This window comes from Pseudomonas sp. FP1742 (assembly GCF_030687145.1).
GTDB lineage: Bacteria > Pseudomonadota > Gammaproteobacteria > Pseudomonadales > Pseudomonadaceae > Aquipseudomonas > Aquipseudomonas frederiksbergensis_D.
This window is the reverse complement of sequence record NZ_CP117460.1, coordinates 4,103,348-4,117,991: the sequence shown is the minus strand read 5'-3', so window position 1 is coordinate 4,117,991 and position 14,644 is coordinate 4,103,348. Positions and strand designations below refer to the sequence as shown.

Annotated in this window: 14 protein-coding genes; 12 read left to right on the top strand and 2 right to left on the bottom strand. The window is 60.6% G+C overall.

Annotated features, from left to right (window positions below; genetic code table 11):
* Complete coding sequence (locus PSH64_RS18265) at positions 1 to 759, bottom strand: IclR family transcriptional regulator (protein ID WP_105341317.1); 759 nt, start codon at positions 757 to 759, stop codon at positions 1 to 3.
* A 248-nt stretch (positions 760 to 1,007) separates the two neighbouring features.
* Between PSH64_RS18265 and PSH64_RS18260 the strand changes: the two genes are divergently transcribed.
* The 9 genes from PSH64_RS18260 to PSH64_RS18220 all read left to right on the top strand — a co-directional run bounded on the left by PSH64_RS18260 (position 1,008) and on the right by PSH64_RS18220 (position 10,471).
* The gene (locus PSH64_RS18260) at positions 1,008 to 2,549 is read left to right on the top strand and encodes an acetolactate synthase large subunit (RefSeq protein WP_305478088.1); all 1,542 of its coding nucleotides are present in this window, start codon (positions 1,008 to 1,010) and stop codon (positions 2,547 to 2,549) included.
* A gap of 11 nt (positions 2,550 to 2,560) precedes the next feature.
* Positions 2,561 to 4,051: an aldehyde dehydrogenase family protein gene (locus tag PSH64_RS18255; RefSeq protein WP_105341312.1), complete on the top strand. Its 1,491-nt coding sequence runs from the start codon at positions 2,561 to 2,563 to the stop codon at positions 4,049 to 4,051.
* A 26-nt stretch (positions 4,052 to 4,077) separates the two neighbouring features.
* Positions 4,078 to 4,872: an SDR family NAD(P)-dependent oxidoreductase gene (locus tag PSH64_RS18250; RefSeq protein ID WP_018927856.1), complete on the top strand. Its 795-nt coding sequence runs from the start codon at positions 4,078 to 4,080 to the stop codon at positions 4,870 to 4,872.
* Positions 4,873 to 4,884: 12 nt separating this feature from the next.
* Positions 4,885 to 5,925, top strand: a complete 1,041-nt coding sequence (locus tag PSH64_RS18245; RefSeq protein ID WP_105341310.1) for a YCF48-related protein — start codon at positions 4,885 to 4,887, stop codon at positions 5,923 to 5,925.
* Between the two features lie 11 nt (positions 5,926 to 5,936).
* Positions 5,937 to 6,395 carry a VOC family protein gene (locus tag PSH64_RS18240; RefSeq protein ID WP_018927858.1) on the top strand — a complete coding sequence of 153 codons (459 nt, stop codon included), beginning with the start codon at positions 5,937 to 5,939 and terminating at the stop codon, positions 6,393 to 6,395.
* A 10-nt stretch (positions 6,396 to 6,405) separates the two neighbouring features.
* On the top strand, positions 6,406 to 7,008 hold the full coding sequence (locus PSH64_RS18235) for an amino acid synthesis family protein (RefSeq protein WP_305478087.1): 603 nt from the start codon (positions 6,406 to 6,408) through the stop codon (positions 7,006 to 7,008).
* 62 nt (positions 7,009 to 7,070) lie between these two features.
* On the top strand, positions 7,071 to 8,678 hold the full coding sequence (locus tag PSH64_RS18230; protein ID WP_305478086.1) for a bifunctional 3-(3-hydroxy-phenyl)propionate/3-hydroxycinnamic acid hydroxylase: 1,608 nt from the start codon (positions 7,071 to 7,073) through the stop codon (positions 8,676 to 8,678).
* A complete protein-coding gene (locus PSH64_RS18225) occupies positions 8,675 to 9,454 on the top strand; it encodes a 2-keto-4-pentenoate hydratase (protein WP_305478085.1) in 780 nt (259 codons plus the stop codon). Before PSH64_RS18230 ends, PSH64_RS18225 begins: the two co-directional genes overlap by 4 nt.
* 75 nt (positions 9,455 to 9,529) lie before the next feature.
* Positions 9,530 to 10,471, top strand: coding sequence for a helix-turn-helix domain-containing protein (locus PSH64_RS18220; RefSeq protein WP_105341303.1), 942 nt, complete (start codon positions 9,530 to 9,532; stop codon positions 10,469 to 10,471).
* A 192-nt stretch (positions 10,472 to 10,663) separates the two neighbouring features.
* On the opposite strand, the gene PSH64_RS18215 is transcribed toward PSH64_RS18220, so the two are convergent.
* On the bottom strand, positions 10,664 to 11,491 hold the full coding sequence (locus PSH64_RS18215) for a helix-turn-helix domain-containing protein (protein ID WP_305478084.1): 828 nt from the start codon (positions 11,489 to 11,491) through the stop codon (positions 10,664 to 10,666).
* A gap of 185 nt (positions 11,492 to 11,676) precedes the next feature.
* Between PSH64_RS18215 and PSH64_RS18210 the strand changes: the two genes are divergently transcribed.
* From PSH64_RS18210 to PSH64_RS18200, 3 genes are read left to right on the top strand one after another with little or no spacing between them, the layout of a single operon-like run.
* Entirely contained in the window at positions 11,677 to 12,816 is a 1,140-nt protein-coding gene (locus PSH64_RS18210; protein ID WP_305478083.1) for a tyramine oxidase subunit B, read from the top strand.
* 34 nt (positions 12,817 to 12,850) lie between these two features.
* Positions 12,851 to 13,273: a RidA family protein gene (locus tag PSH64_RS18205; RefSeq protein ID WP_105341296.1), complete on the top strand. Its 423-nt coding sequence runs from the start codon at positions 12,851 to 12,853 to the stop codon at positions 13,271 to 13,273.
* A 57-nt stretch (positions 13,274 to 13,330) separates the two neighbouring features.
* Positions 13,331 to 14,644 carry an FAD-binding oxidoreductase gene (locus PSH64_RS18200; protein ID WP_305478082.1) on the top strand — a complete coding sequence of 438 codons (1,314 nt, stop codon included), beginning with the start codon at positions 13,331 to 13,333 and terminating at the stop codon, positions 14,642 to 14,644.

Below are 14,644 nucleotides of genomic sequence, written 5' to 3'. Positions count from 1 at the left end.
CTAGGGCGTGGTGGTGTTCGACTGATTGCGCATGTTTTCGGCGATGCGCCGAGTGGTATCCATGACCATTTCTATCACTGTTTCCTGGCGCAGCAGCTTGAAGCTCTGCGTGCTGCCGACGGCGGACAGGCTGCCAACTACTTCGTCGATGTCCGTCTGGATGATCGGCGCGGCGATGCCGGTCAAGCCCAGGTTGAGTTCATCATGGGTGAGGCAGTAACCGTCCTTGCGAATCTTTTTCGCGGCCTTGGAGAAGCTCGGCCAGTCATAAGGGCAGTCCGGGTCGTTGGCCATATGCTCGTCGAACAAGCGTTGCAAACGGCGACCTTTCTGAAAGGCGATCAACACCTTGGATTGCGCGCCGCGAAAGAACGGCAGCGGTTGCCCGCGCCCGAACGCGAAGTGGTAGGTGTCGGTGGGTTCGGCGATGTAGGTGTTGATGATGCGACCGTCATAAAAAACGCTCGCAAACACGGCCAGACCGGTTTGCGCGGACAGTTCGTGCATCAACTCGCGCCCGGCAACGAGGATAGGGTCGTACTGACGCATCATCCAGTCCAGTTCGATGACTCGCGGCCCCAAGCCATAACTGCCGGCGTCCACGCGGGTCAGCAGGCCGGCGTCGCACAAATCCTTGACGTAGCGGTACACGGTCGCGCGTGACAGGCCCATGCGCTCGGCAATGGTGTCGGGGTCAATCTTCAATGTCTGTGGACCGAACAGGTCCAGGACACTCAGCAATTTGCTCAGGCTGCTCATTTTGTTCCTAAAGACGGGGGGAGGGCGCGTGCTTCGTCCCGGCGTAGACCAGGCATCCCGCAGGAGCGCCAAGCGCTGGCGCAACACTACCTCAGTGAGAGAAAAACGCAATCTCGGAAGCCTTTCTTGTTTGATTTAAATCGCATTAATCTCATTAACTGAGAAAAATACAATTTAAATGCTTGTTAATTGAATTTTACCGTGCGATAAATCTCACCACTGCAAATGCTCAAGCAAGAGGGCTGAAAATGAATGGTGCGCAACTGATAGTGAATGCGGCAGCGGCAAGCGGTATCGAATACTGCTTCGCCAACCCCGGAACCACCGAAATTCCATTGGTGGCGGCCATGGCCAGCGCACCTGCACTGAAGCCGGTGTTGTCGTTGTTCGAAGGGGTGTGCACGGGGGCGGCGGATGGGTATGGCCGGATTGCCGGCAAGCCGGCGATGACCCTGACGCACCTGGGCCCCGGGTTTGCCAATGGCATCGCCAACCTGCACAACGCGCGTCGTGCCAATACCCCTATCGTCAATGTGATCGGTGATCACGCGTCATGGCATGTCAACTACGATCCGCCGCTGGCCAGTGACATCCAGGCCTTGGCCGGGACTGTCTCCGGTTGGGTGCGCACCTCGCGCACGGCGTCGGGTATCGGCGAAGATTTGCAGGAAGCGGTGCGGTCGGCCTGGCAGGCCAAAGGGCAGATCGCCAGCCTGATTTTGCCGATGGACCTGCAAGCCAGCGCGGTGACGCACAACGGTGTGTTCGCTCCGATGCGGGCGCCGGTTCGCCGGTTTGCCGGTGACCGGGTCGAGACGGTGGCACAGGCCCTGCGTGACGGGCAGCGCCTGGTGTTTATTGTCGGGGATGAGGGGCTGTCGGTCGCGGGCCTGGAAGCAGCGGGGCGCCTGGCCCAACTGCCTGGCGTGCGCCTGTTTGCCGAGACCTTTCCACGGCTCAGCTACCGTGGTGGTGGTTTGCCGGATCTGGATCGCCTGCCGTACTTCCCGGAAGTGGCCATTGAAATCCTCGAGCAGTACGACCAGGTCGTGTGTGCCGGGGTGCCGGAGCCCATCAGTTATTTCGGCTACGAAGGTATCCCGTCGCGCCTCGCCGAGCGTGAGCGTCTGCTGACGCTGGCCGATGTCGGTGACGATGTAGCCGGCGCGCTGACGGCGCTGGCCGATGCCCTCAATGCACCGGCCTACGTGCCGACACCGATGGGCATCGAACTGCCGCCAGGCCATGCCGAGCTCACACCTCAGTCCATCGGCCAGGTTTTAGCCGCATCGCTGCCGGACGACAGCATTGTCTCCGTGGAAGGCGGCACCTGCGGCTATCCGTTTTTCACCGCCTCCGCTGGTGCCGCTCGGCACCGGGTGTTGACCAATACCGGTGGCGCGATCGGCCAGGGCATTCCGGTGGGGTTCGGCGCCGCCTTGGCGGAGCGGGGCAATCGCGTGTTCTGCCTGCAATCCGACGGCAGTGCCCAGTACACCATCCAAACCCTGTGGAGCATCGCCCGTGAGCAGGTGCCGGTGGTGATCCTGATTGCCGCCAACCATCGCTACGCCATTTTGCAGAACGAACTGCGCCGCTTCGGCGTGACCGAAATGGGGCCGGAAGCGCTGCGCCTGACGGTGCTCGATAGCCCGCGGATTGACTGGAAAGCGCTGGCCAAGGGCTACGGCGTGCCGGCCTGCACGGTGCACACCAATGCCGAACTGCAACAGGCGCTGGCCAATGCCAATGCCGACGGTGGTCCTTGCCTGATCGAAATGGCGCTGTGAAGGAGTCGATGATGAAACAGTTCGAAGTGCTACCTGCTGTGCAACATTTTCTGTCCCAGCCTGGCCGCCTGTTTATCGGTGGCAGTTGGCAGGACGCCGCCGCTGGCCGACGGTTTGCCGTGGAAAACCCGGCGACTGAAGAAACCCTGACGGAAGTGGCCCAAGGCGACGCGCGCGATGTGGATGCGGCCGTAGCGGCAGCCCGCGCAGCGTTCAGCGGCGCCTGGGCGCTGCAGTCTCCCGCCCAGCGCGGTCTGCTGCTGTTTCGACTGGCGGACCTGCTGGATCAGCACCGCGAGGAGCTGGCGCAGTTGATCACGCTGGAGAACGGCAAACCCATCTCGGCCGCTCGAGGGGAAGCGGCCAACGCGGCGACCATTATTCGCTACTTCGCTGGCTGGCCGACCAAGATCGAAGGCAGCACGCTGCCTGTATCGCCGGCCAGCGGTGCGCCGATGCTCAACTACACCTTGCGTGAACCGGTGGGTGTGTGTGCGCTGATCGTGCCGTGGAACTTCCCGTTGAACATGTGCGTGTGGAAGCTTGGCCCAGCGTTGGCGACAGGCTGTGTCGCGGTGCTCAAGCCCGCCGAGCAAACGCCGCTGGTCGCGATTCGGCTGGTGCAGTTGATCGAGGCCGCCGGTTTTCCACCGGGGGTGGTCAACCTGATCACCGGCCTTGGCGCTGAAACGGGCGCGCCGTTGGCGCAACATCCCGACGTGGACAAGATCGCCTTCACCGGCTCGACCCAGGTCGGCCGGCTGATTGCTCAGGCGGCCACCAGCAACATGAAAAAGGTCTCGCTGGAACTGGGCGGCAAGTCGCCGAACATCATCTTGCCGGACGCCGATATCGTGCGCGCCGCCAAAGGTGCCGCCGACGGCATCTTCTACAACCAGGGCCAGGTGTGCACGGCTGCCTCACGTTTATACGTACACGCCAGTGTGCTCGATCAGGTGCTCGAAGAACTTGAGCGGCATGCCACCGCCCACGTGCTCGGTAATGGTTTGGACCCGGCCACCAGCATGGGCCCACTCGTGTCGGGCCGCCAATTGAGCACGGTCAAAGGCTACCTGCAACGTGGTCAGGAGGAGGGCGCCGAACTGATCTGCGGTGGCGGCCGTCCCGCCCACCTGGAGCGCGGCCACTTCATTGCGCCCAGCGTGTTCCTTGATCGCGCCGAACGTGCCTGTGTCGCCCGCGAAGAGATTTTCGGTCCGGTGCTGACCGTCATGAGCTGGACCGAAATCGACGACCTGGTACTGCGGGCCAACGATTCGCCTTATGGCCTCGCGGCAGGCCTGTGGACCCGCGACCTGCGCTCGGCGCACCGCGTGGCGGCCCAGCTCAAGGCGGGCTCGGTGTGGATCAACTGCTGGAACGTGGTCGACGCGGCTTCGCCGTTCGGCGGGTACAAGCAATCCGGCTGGGGCCGGGAAATGGGTAAAAACGTGATCGATGCCTACACCGAGACCAAGAGCGTCTTCGTCGATCTGGCCTGAACTGAATAATCACAAGAGGAAATGCTATGGATCTGGAATTGAAAGGCCGCGTGGCCATCGTCACCGGCGGCGGTATGGGTATCGGCAAGGAAGTCGCACGTTTTCTGTCCGAAGAGGGCTGCAAGGTAGTGATCTGCGCACGCCGCATGGAGTTTCTCCAACAGGCTGCCGAAGAGATCACGGCTCAGACCGGCAACGAAGTACTGCCGCTGTACTGTGACACCAATCAGATGTCGGCCGTGTCTGACATGGTCGAAGCCGCGCACAAACACTTCGGCCGCATCGACATCCTGGTCAACGGTGCCGCAGCGCCGTCCGGAGTGGTGCGCAATGACATCGAACATGCCGGCGACGACGAGTTGCTGTCGGATCTCAACACCAAGGTGATCGGCTACTTCCGTTGCGCCAAGGCCGTGACCCCGCACATGAAGGCCGGAGGCTTCGGTCGCATCATCAACATCGGCGGCCTCACCGGACGCAGCAGCAAAGTCCTCTCGGGGATGCGCAACCTGGCGGTCGCCCACATGACCAAAACCCTCTCCGACCAGTTGGGCCCTTCGGGCATCACGGTCAACCTGATTCACCCCGGCGTGGTCGACACCCCGCACATCCAGGAGCTGTACGAGCGCGAAGCGGTCAAGCAAGGCAAGACCTCGGAACAGGTTGAGCAGGCCTACATCGACGCGACGCCGATTCGCCGCACCCTGGCACCGATTGAAATGGGCTGGCTGATTGGTTTCCTGGCGTCGCCAAAGGCTGGCGCGGTGACTGGAGAATCCATCGGCATCGACGGCGGTTTGACCCGCGGTATCTACATCTGAGGAGTACCAACGATGAGTAACGGAACCCTGTTAGTGGCCACGGTAGGGCAGGCGGTGATCCGCAGCGCCGACGAGGGTCGGACCTGGCATCGCCTGGGCCTGGGCCAGGATCTGGAGTTCGACGCGATCACTCGATCCTTGAGCGTGCACCCCGGCGAGCCTGAGGTGATCTACGCCGGCACGGACGTAGGTTTGTGTGTCAGCCGCGACACCGGCGGCCATTGGCAGCGGGTCGATTCGCCGTTCAACGGGCAGACGGTCTGGAAAGTCGCCGTCGATCCGCAGGACGCGCAACGGATCTTCGTCGGCACCGGTGCACCTTCGCGCGCCGTACTGTGGCGGACCCTGGACGGTGGTCTCAGTTGGGACCGTGCGCCGGTGGAGATTCCGGAGTTCTGCGACGGAGTCAGCCGCCCACGGCTGCTGGCTTTCGCCTATGACCCGACCGACCGCAACCAGCTATGGTTCGGCCTTGAAGAGGGTGGGTTATTCCACTCCCGTGACGGTGGCGACAGCTGGACGCGCGTCGATGATCGGCTGCTGTGGGACTACAACTCGGATGTCCACAACATTCTGGTACTGCCCAATCATGGTCAGAAAGTCATCGTGGTGGTCTGCGTCAACGCCGTCTACCGCAGCCTGGATGAGGGGCTGACCTGGACCGGCATTATCGGTCGAGAAGCGTTCGGCCTGTACTACATGCGCGCCATGAACGCGCCGTTGGGCACGCAAAGCGACCTGTACCTGAGTATTTCCGATGGCACGCCAGGTACCACCAGCAAGATCCTGGTATCCCGTGATGCCGCGCTCAGCTGGGAAGTGCTGCCCCTGCCGCAACAACCCAATTCCTGCGTCTGGGCCATTGCCTTCAATCCGGAGAACCCGGGGCAGATTGTTGCGGGAACCAAGTATGGGCACTTGTTCACCTCCGGGAATGGCGGTGATGGCTGGCAGAAACAGTGGCGCGAATTCAGTGAGATAGCTGACGTGCTCTGGACTCCCGCAGTGGCGCAGATCAAGGCAGGGCATCAATCCGTGGTCAAAAAAAGCTGAGGTATCACGCGATGAAAGTCGAAATCCTTCGTACTCACTTATCGCTCTCGGTAAGTGATCCTGATGTGTCGGCACGCTGGTACGCCGACATCCTGGGCATGCATGAAAGTGCCCGGGGCGAAAGCTGGGTCATGATGGCGTTTGGCACCAAACATCACGACATCGCCTTGCTTCGTGCAGAGCCCGGCGCCCATCAGGGCGGGTTGGGGTTGCAACACTATGGATTGGAAATCGCCGGGGACATGACCACCTTGCGCCAGCTCTACGGCATGTTGCTGGGCAAGGGCGTCGAGGTGGTGAAGATCACCGATCACGAAATCGGCCATGGTGTGTATTTCAACGACCCTGACGGTAATCGCATGGAATTTTTCCTTGAGACCGAACACGACGATGCGCGCGGCAAGGCCCGGTTCAAGGCCGCTGGCGCGCCAAGCCGACATTTCAATCTAGACCCACTAGACCCACTTTGAGGCAACCCAGATGAAAACCGCGAATTTTGCTTCGTATCACATCCGCAAGTGGTACAGCTTTGTCGAAGAAACCCTGGCCAACGAAAGTGGCCAGTTGGCCGATGGCGAGCCGCTGTTCAAATATGCCGTTGCCGCCGTGATCGCCAACCCCTATGCCGGTCGCTACAGCGAGTCGCTGACAGAGCTGGTAGAACCGTCGCCGCTGTTGGGCGAAGAGTTCGGTCGTCGCATTCAGGCGCTGGCCGGCTCGCGGGATATTGTCAGCTACGGTAAAGCTTGCATGGTGGGCAGCCAGGGCGAATACGAACACGGCAATGCGTTCCTGACCAACCCGGCTGCCGATCCGGTGCGCCTGGCGCTGGGCGGGGGCAAATCCTGGGTGCCGTCCACCGGCAAGCGGGGCGGCCCGGGTTCAACCATTGATGTGCCGTTGGCCCACAAGGATGCACTGTATGTACGCTCCCATTACGACAGCATGTCCCTGATGTTTGGCGACGGCCCCGCGCCGGATGAGGTGATCGTGATCTGGGCCTTCGCCACGCGCGGGCGCTTGCATGCGCGGCTGGGCGGTCTGCAGGCGGCAGACGTCAAAGGTATTGATGGGCTGCACTGATTTCAGACGCATGGCTTTAGCGGCGTCGGATTAAAAACACAACAAGAAAGCGGTGAATAGCGATGAAGCAGGAGAAGACCCAAGTTGTCATTGTCGGCGGCGGCCCTAACGGGATCACGGCCGCGCACTATATGGGGATGTACGGTATCGACTGCGTCGTCCTTGAACTTGCCGATGGTGTACTGCCTTACCCGCGCGCAGTGGGCATGGATGATGAAGCACTGCGTGTGCTGCAGGGGATCGGCATCGCCGATCTCGCCGTGCGCGACATGATCTGCGATGTACCGCTGCGCTATTACAATGCTCGCGGTGTGTGTTTCGCCGAGGTCAAGCCGAGTACCGCCCATTACGGCTGGCCAATGCGTAATATTTTCATGCAGCAGTTGCTGGAAGGCACGTTGCGCGAAACCCTGGGACAGCGTGCCAGCGTTGTGTTGCGCCAAGGCCACGAAATGCTCGAGCTCGAGCAGGACGGGCAGGGCGTGACGTTGCAGGTGCGCGATGCTCAAGGCGAGATTTATCAGCTGCGGGCTGACTATGTCATCGGCGCCGATGGCGGACGCTCCACTGTGCGTAAAAAGCTCGGTATCGAGCTGTCGGGGCTGACACATGCGCGCAAATGGGTGGTGGTCGATACGGCCAATGACACCCTCGATGCACCCTACACTGCACTGCATGCCGACCCGGAACGGCCCTTCGTGTGCATCTATCTCCCATATCAGCAACGCCGCTGGGAGTTCATGCTCCTGGAGGGCGAAGATGAAGCGAGGATGTGTGAGGAAAGCACCATTCGCGACTTGATCCGTGGGCATATCGGCAACGCGGTCGATCAGTTGAACATCATCCGCATCCGCGCCTATACCCACCACTCCCGGGTCGCGGTGCGGTTTGTCGAAGGGCGTGTGGCGCTGGTGGGCGATGCCGCGCATATTTCTCCACCCTGGGCCGGGCAGGGACTCAATTCCGGGTTGAGGGACGTGGCCAACGTCGCCTGGAAACTGGCGGCGATCATCCAGGGCCGTGCCTCGCACTCGATCCTCGCCAGCTACGACCAGGAGCGCCGTGGGCATGCCACCGAGCTAGTGGCCCTGGCCGACAACATGGGCGCGGTACTGGGAATGACCAACCCGCTGATGGCCGGCGTTCGTGATTGGTTGTTCCAGGCGGTGAACAGTGTCGACAACCTGCGCTCGCACCTGCTGGAGTTCAAATTCAAACCCAAGGCCACCATCACCAAGGGCCTGGTCTATCACGAGCGTGCCGAGTTGCGCGAGGACGATCTGGTCGGCCAGCTGTTTGTTCAGCCGTACATCGAAGACGCCCAGGGCCAGCGTCGTCGCCTGGATGAGGTGCTTGGCAATTCCTATGCGGTGCTGGGTTATCGGGTGAATCCGCGCGAGCAACTCAGCGAGGAAATGGCCGCTTATTGGGCGTGCTGGGACACGCGTTTTATTCAGGTCAATCGCTCGCGCAGTGGCATCGGACGTGGCCAGCCGTTGACGGCCTCGGACGCCATCAGTGTGGAGGACGCGGATAATCGCCTGGGTGAATGGTTCTCCAAGGTGCGTGACTGCATCGTAGTGGTGCGTCCGGACCGGTTTGTCGCCGCCATTACCACACCAGAGAGGCTTGAAGGTGTGCTGCGCAAACTGGCGGAGCAACTGTCATGAACAGCGGCAACGCGCTACTTAACCGGCTACATCAGGCAACGCGCACGGTGCAAGCCATTGCGCCACTGGCCCCCGAGGCGATAGATCGGCTTGCGGGTTATGCGCTGCAACGCGAAGCCCTGGATCACCAACAAGCCGCGGGCGAGCGACTGAGCGGGTGGAAGGTCGCCTTCGCCGGCAGCGCCGCGCAAAAACGCTTTGGCCTTGACGAGCCGGTGTATGGCGGCCTGATGGATACCATGATCGTCGAGCCGGGTACGGCGGTGGCGTTCTCTCGGTTGATCCAGCCCAAGCTGGAGATCGAATTGGCGTTTGTACTGGGGCGTACCCTGGCGCCGGGGGACTACCGTGACGAGGATATTCTGGCCGCCATCGGCGACGTAGCGCCCGCGTTCGAGATCGCCGACTGCCGTTGGCAGGGCTGGGATTTCGGAGTGGGCGCCTTTCTTGCCGACAACGCGGCGGCGGGGCTTTATTGTCTCGGACCGCGCATCCCTTTCGATCCGGTACACCACGTCAACGTAGCGTATCGCCTGGAGTGTGACGGCGCGCTTTGCGGTAGTGGTGATACCCGCGATCGGGAGGACAGCCCGCTGGCCAATCTGTGCTGGCTGATTCGGCGTCTGTTGGCCGACGGTCAACGTGTGGAGGCTGGGCAGGTCGTGCTGTCCGGAGCGTTGTTGCCGCCGATGAATATCCAGCCCGCCACGTACTGCCTGCACATGCTTGGCATGGAACTGGCTTTGATTTTCACGGCGGACGCCGCCCCGGTGTGAACGATAGCTGCTGTCACGGATGACTGAGTCCCTTTCAGGCCGATAAACAAACGGGGCCACCGAGGAACGACGACCATGCTTGCTGAAGTTCGAACCTTCAATGACCCTCAACAACACGCTGGCTCCATCCAGGGCTGGCAGCAAGTGTATGACCAACTCGGCCGTGGCTGCCTGACCAGTGAGCTGCGGCAGTTGTCCTCTGACCGCTTTCAAATCTTCCAGGAAGTGCTGGACAAACGCGTGGTACAGCGCGGCTATGCGCCTAAAGGTCGGCTGTGCGCGGCCATGTCGTTAGGCTGCGCGCCGGTGGTGCAGGGGCAACAGGTGGGCACTCACAGCGTGGTACTGTTGCGTGACGGCGAGGAGTTTGTGTTGCACGCCCCTGAAGGCATGCACTTCTTCGCGCTCAATATCGACGCGGTACGCTTCGCCAAACTGGCGGCCTTCGAATTGTCTGACGATCAGCTCAAGCGCCTGAAGACCACGTCCCAACTCAGCGTGGATGACGCGTTACTGTTGCGAATACGTCAGCGTATCCACCCGCTGTTTCATCACCTTTTGGAACAGACGGACGCTATCAACTCAACCGCCGAGAAAATGCTGGAGGAAGAACTGCTCGGCGCGTTCCTCGATTTGTTCAGCCATGCCACCGATGAGGTACGTTGTCGTCGCGGTAACTTCGCCGTGAGTGCTTACCTGGTCAAGCGTTGCCAAGAGCTGATCGATGCCAGTGGTGATACACCACTGAGCATTCTCGACCTGTGCGAACACCTGCGGGTGAGTCGCCGGACCCTGCAGAACAGTTTTCAGGCAGTGACCGGAATGCGTCCGGTCGAATACCTGCGCAATCTACGCCTCAACGCGGTGCGTCGGCGCTTGATCACAACCTCTGCCTGCACTCACAACATCAGTGAGATCGCGATGGCGATGGGCTTTTTTCATCTGAGCCACTTTGCCGCGCATTACCGGCAATTGTTTGGCGAGTCACCGTCTGAAACGCTCAGGGCAATGCGCTAAAGACCTCATGTGCGGCTGACGCTTTCCTCCCACCCGATTTCCTTTTCCAGGCTGATATTCAAGCGCTCATGAATTGTTGGTTTCGCTGCGCGAAGCTGGCAACTCGGCTCGCTGGATATGCCTTGCCGTGTTCGAAACACAGGGAGTTACCCAGGTGGGATGAAGGCGCGCGTTTGTTTTTGAAAGGGAGGGTCAGGCGTAGTTGATCCGGTCGGTGTAGGCGTTCTGGGTCATTTTGCGTTGATAGTCGCAAGGCGTTGTACTGACCAGTTTCTTGAAGTCGCGCAGGAAGTGCGATTGATCGGAAAAGCCCAGGTCGAGGGCCAGCTCCGAAAACGATACATCGTGTTGGGTATTGAGGGTGTCCAGAGCTGCCTGGCAGCGGATGATTCGGCAAAAGGTCTTGGGTGACATGCCGGTGTCCTGGCTGAACTGTCGGTGCAGCGTGCGACTGGTGTACCCGCTGAGTTCCTCCAGTTGCTGAATACGAATATCACCGCGGTGGCGCAGCGCCTGCTGAATGACCATGGCCGTGAGTGCTGAGGTTCTACCCATCAGGCGTGGGGCGAGGTAGTCGTTGAACAGTCGCATCTGATCGCCCAGCAGCGGTGCTTGAACGATATTTTCGAAGATGCGCTGGGCGAACCCCGAGACCTCCAGCAGGTCGAGTTCCCGTTCGGTCAATTCTTCGGCCAGCACATTGATAAATCCGGGAATGACGCCCGGTGAAAAGCGCACGCCGAAGTAGTGATGGTTCTGGTGTAACTCGACCGCTTGGGCAGCCAGCGGCGTGCCACAGATCCGGGCGGTAGGGCGTGTTGCATCACAGTCGAAAACAATATCCACGCAACCGTCCGGCACGGCCAGCAGGTTGGCTGACTGAGCCACATCGAAGGCATAGAAATGCGAGATCGCCGGGTGTTCGGAGGGCATGACCGAATACCGTGAAGAGTTGAGCACGAACCAGGGCTGTTCGTTCGCAGTGTGGTGCCTGGGAGGCGGTGCGCACTGTTTGATCATGGTTGCACCTTCGATGAGCAGCGATACGGAAGTTTTCACGCATTAATCACGCCAACTATTGTGCGCCGGCCAATCGGGCATGTCCGAAATTTACAATACCGCCGAAAAACGCGCCCTGATACTCGAGGTCGACAGCGTGGAGCTGCGCCTACCGCAGCGATATCACCTTCAGCCCGAGAACAACTATGTCTACAACTACAAAAATCGACTTCATCTACCTCTCCGAGCAGGACATGATCCGCGCGGGCGTGACTGACATGCTGGCATGCGTGAACACCATGGAGGAGATGTTCGGCCTGCTCTATGCCGGTGACTATCGCATGGCCGGTCCGAACAATGACTCCCATGGCGCGATGGTGATCTTCCCGCAGGATTCACCCTTCCCGAACATGCCCAAGCCCACGGCTGACCGACGCATGATGGCCATGCCTGCCTACCTGGGCGGCAGCTTTTGCACCGCAGGCGTGAAGTGGTACGGCTCCAATATCGCCAACCGCGAAAAAGGCCTGCCGCGCTCGATTCTGATGTTTACCTTGAACGACCCCGACACCGGCGCGCCGCTGGCCCATATGTCGGCCAACCTGCTGTCCGCGTACCGCACCGGTGCGGTTCCCGGCGTGGGCGCGCGCCATTTGGCACGCAAGGACTCGAAAGTCGTCGGCCTGCTCGGCCCGGGTGTGATGGGCAAGACCACGCTGGCGGCATTCATCGCGGTATGCCCACATATCGACACACTGAAGATCAAAGGTCGTGGCCAGAAGAGCCTCGATAACTTTATCGCCTGGGTCAAGGAAACCTATCCGCAGATAACCACGATCGAAGTGGTCGACACCCTTGAAGCGGTGGTCCGCGACTCCGACCTTGTTACTTATTGTAGCTCCGGTGAGACGGGCGATCCCACGACCTACCCAATTGTGAAGCGCGAATGGGTCAAGCCAGGTGCCTTCCTGGCGATGCCTGCCTGCTGCTCCCTTGACGACGGGATGGAACAGCGTGACGTACGCAAGGTGCTGGACAACACCGGTCTCTACCAAGCCTGGTTTGAAGAACTGCCCAAGCCTGCGCATCACTGCGTGCCGGTGATTGGCGTGCGTTTCATGGACATGATTGCCGAAGGCAAGATGCGACTCGATGAAGTTGAGGACATCGGCAAGATCATTGCCGGGGCTGCGCAAGGCCGTAGGAACGATGAAGAAATCATCATCATGTCGGTGGGCGGCATGCCCGTGGAAGACGTGGCCTGGGGCACGGTGGTGTACCGCAACGCCATCGAAAAAGGCATCGGCGTCACCTTGAACCTTTGGGAAACCCCGGTTCTGCGTTAAGCCATCCATTCCTTATTCTGAAGAGGCATTCCACATGACAAACATCATCAAGCTCAAGACAGGTTCCCCGTTTGAAGACCAGGCCAGCTATTCGCGCCTGGTGGTCGTGGACAACTGGATCTACGTATCCAACACCGCAGGCCGCAACCCGCAGACCAAAGTGATTCCGGAAGATATCCTCGAGCAGACGCACCAGGTGTTTGCCAACATCGAGGCGGCCCTGGCGGCGGTCGATGCGAGCCTGGCGGACGTGGTGTGTTCGCGGGTGTTCATCCAGGACCCCAAGGATGTACCGGCCGTGATGGCCCTGATCGGCGAAAAGTTTCGCGGCGTTGACCCGGCCAGCACCGTCACCTGTCCGCCCTTGGGGTCGACGGTCTACAAGGTTGAGCTGGAAGTGACGGCGTATCGCAATGCGTCGAAGGCGCACGTTGAAGTTATTCGCCTGTCGCAGTAACCGTCACGCGGCCGTGCGCAGGTGCGGCCTACTTCATTCGCTTACCGAGTCTTGATCATGGCACCCACAATAGCGCCCGTGAAAACGTCTACCGTGTTTCCCTCCGCAACCTCTGTCGTCATCATTGGCGGCGGGATTATCGGTCTGACCGCTGCTTTGACATTGGCCGAACGCAATATCTCGGTGGTCGTGCTGGAAAAAGGCCATATCGCTGGTGAGCAGTCGTCACGCAACCTGGGCTGGGTACGCAAGACCAGCCGCCACGCGGCTGATATTCCCCTGGCCCTCGCCGCGGACCGTTTGTGGGCGAAGATGCCTGAGCGGGTAGGGGCGGATGTCGGGTATCGCCAGGAGGGCATCATGTTCGTGGGCCGAACCCCATCGCAGATGGCGATGCATGAGGGATGGCTCAAGTCGGTGGAGCATTTGTCACTGGACTCACGGCTGCTCAGCAAACGTGAAATTGGCGAGCTGGTGCCAGGCGGCGTGGGTGACTGGGCCGGCGGCATCTTCACGCCATCCGATGCGCGTGCCGAACCGACGCTGGCAAGCAGCGCCATCGCCAAGGCAGCCCTGGACATGGGGGTGGTGATTATCGAGCAGTGCGCGGTCCGGACGCTGCAGATGTCCGCCGGTGTGGTCAGTGGCGTGGTCACGGAGAGAGGTGAGATTCGCTGTGATCATGTGCTGCTCGCAGGGGGGATGTGGTCACGGCGCTTTCTGGGCAACCTCGGTGTGTCGTTGCCGACCTTGCCCTTGACCTGTTCGGTGCTACGTACTCGCTCAATGGAAGGGCCGACGGAAATTGCTGTCGGCGCACCTGACTTTTCGTTTCGCAAGCACAAGGACGGCGGCTTCATCATTACCCAGCGCGGCAAACTGGATGCCTTCCTGACACTCGATCACCTGTTGCTCGCCAAGCAATATATGCCGCAGTTCCGTGCGCAACGCAGCGTCTTGAACGTGTCGTTGGGCAAACCTTTTTTCAATGACCTGGCGCTTGCCCGGCGTTGGAAACCCGACAGCGTCAGCCCATTTGAACGCGTCAGGATGCAGGACCCGGCCGCCAACCCGCGGCTCAATAACGATGCAATGAACAACCTCATTGCGGCCTGGCCGGTGTTTGAACAGGCGCGGATCGCCCAGGCCTGGGCAGGCACTATTGATGTCACACCCGATTCGAATCCTGTCATTGGGCCGGTCGCGCAGATTCCGGGGCTGACCGTGGCCACCGGCTTCTCTGGGCACGGTTTCGGCACGTCGCCGGCGGCAGGTCACCTCGCAGCGGATCTTGTCAGCGGTCATGCGCCGATCATTGATCCAAGCCCCTATCGGTTTGATCGTTTCCAGATCGGTCGAAGCCACGCATAA

Coding starts and splice junctions, on each gene's coding strand:
- PSH64_RS18265 (WP_105341317.1), bottom strand. CDS start 759: ATGAGCAGCCTGAGCAAATTGCTGAGTGTCCTGGACCTGTTCGGTCCA.
- PSH64_RS18260 (WP_305478088.1), top strand. CDS start 1,008: ATGAATGGTGCGCAACTGATAGTGAATGCGGCAGCGGCAAGCGGTATC.
- PSH64_RS18255 (WP_105341312.1), top strand. CDS start 2,561: ATGAAACAGTTCGAAGTGCTACCTGCTGTGCAACATTTTCTGTCCCAG.
- PSH64_RS18250 (WP_018927856.1), top strand. CDS start 4,078: ATGGATCTGGAATTGAAAGGCCGCGTGGCCATCGTCACCGGCGGCGGT.
- PSH64_RS18245 (WP_105341310.1), top strand. CDS start 4,885: ATGAGTAACGGAACCCTGTTAGTGGCCACGGTAGGGCAGGCGGTGATC.
- PSH64_RS18240 (WP_018927858.1), top strand. CDS start 5,937: ATGAAAGTCGAAATCCTTCGTACTCACTTATCGCTCTCGGTAAGTGAT.
- PSH64_RS18235 (WP_305478087.1), top strand. CDS start 6,406: ATGAAAACCGCGAATTTTGCTTCGTATCACATCCGCAAGTGGTACAGC.
- PSH64_RS18230 (WP_305478086.1), top strand. CDS start 7,071: ATGAAGCAGGAGAAGACCCAAGTTGTCATTGTCGGCGGCGGCCCTAAC.
- PSH64_RS18225 (WP_305478085.1), top strand. CDS start 8,675: ATGAACAGCGGCAACGCGCTACTTAACCGGCTACATCAGGCAACGCGC.
- PSH64_RS18220 (WP_105341303.1), top strand. CDS start 9,530: ATGCTTGCTGAAGTTCGAACCTTCAATGACCCTCAACAACACGCTGGC.
- PSH64_RS18215 (WP_305478084.1), bottom strand. CDS start 11,491: ATGATCAAACAGTGCGCACCGCCTCCCAGGCACCACACTGCGAACGAA.
- PSH64_RS18210 (WP_305478083.1), top strand. CDS start 11,677: ATGTCTACAACTACAAAAATCGACTTCATCTACCTCTCCGAGCAGGAC.
- PSH64_RS18205 (WP_105341296.1), top strand. CDS start 12,851: ATGACAAACATCATCAAGCTCAAGACAGGTTCCCCGTTTGAAGACCAG.
- PSH64_RS18200 (WP_305478082.1), top strand. CDS start 13,331: ATGGCACCCACAATAGCGCCCGTGAAAACGTCTACCGTGTTTCCCTCC.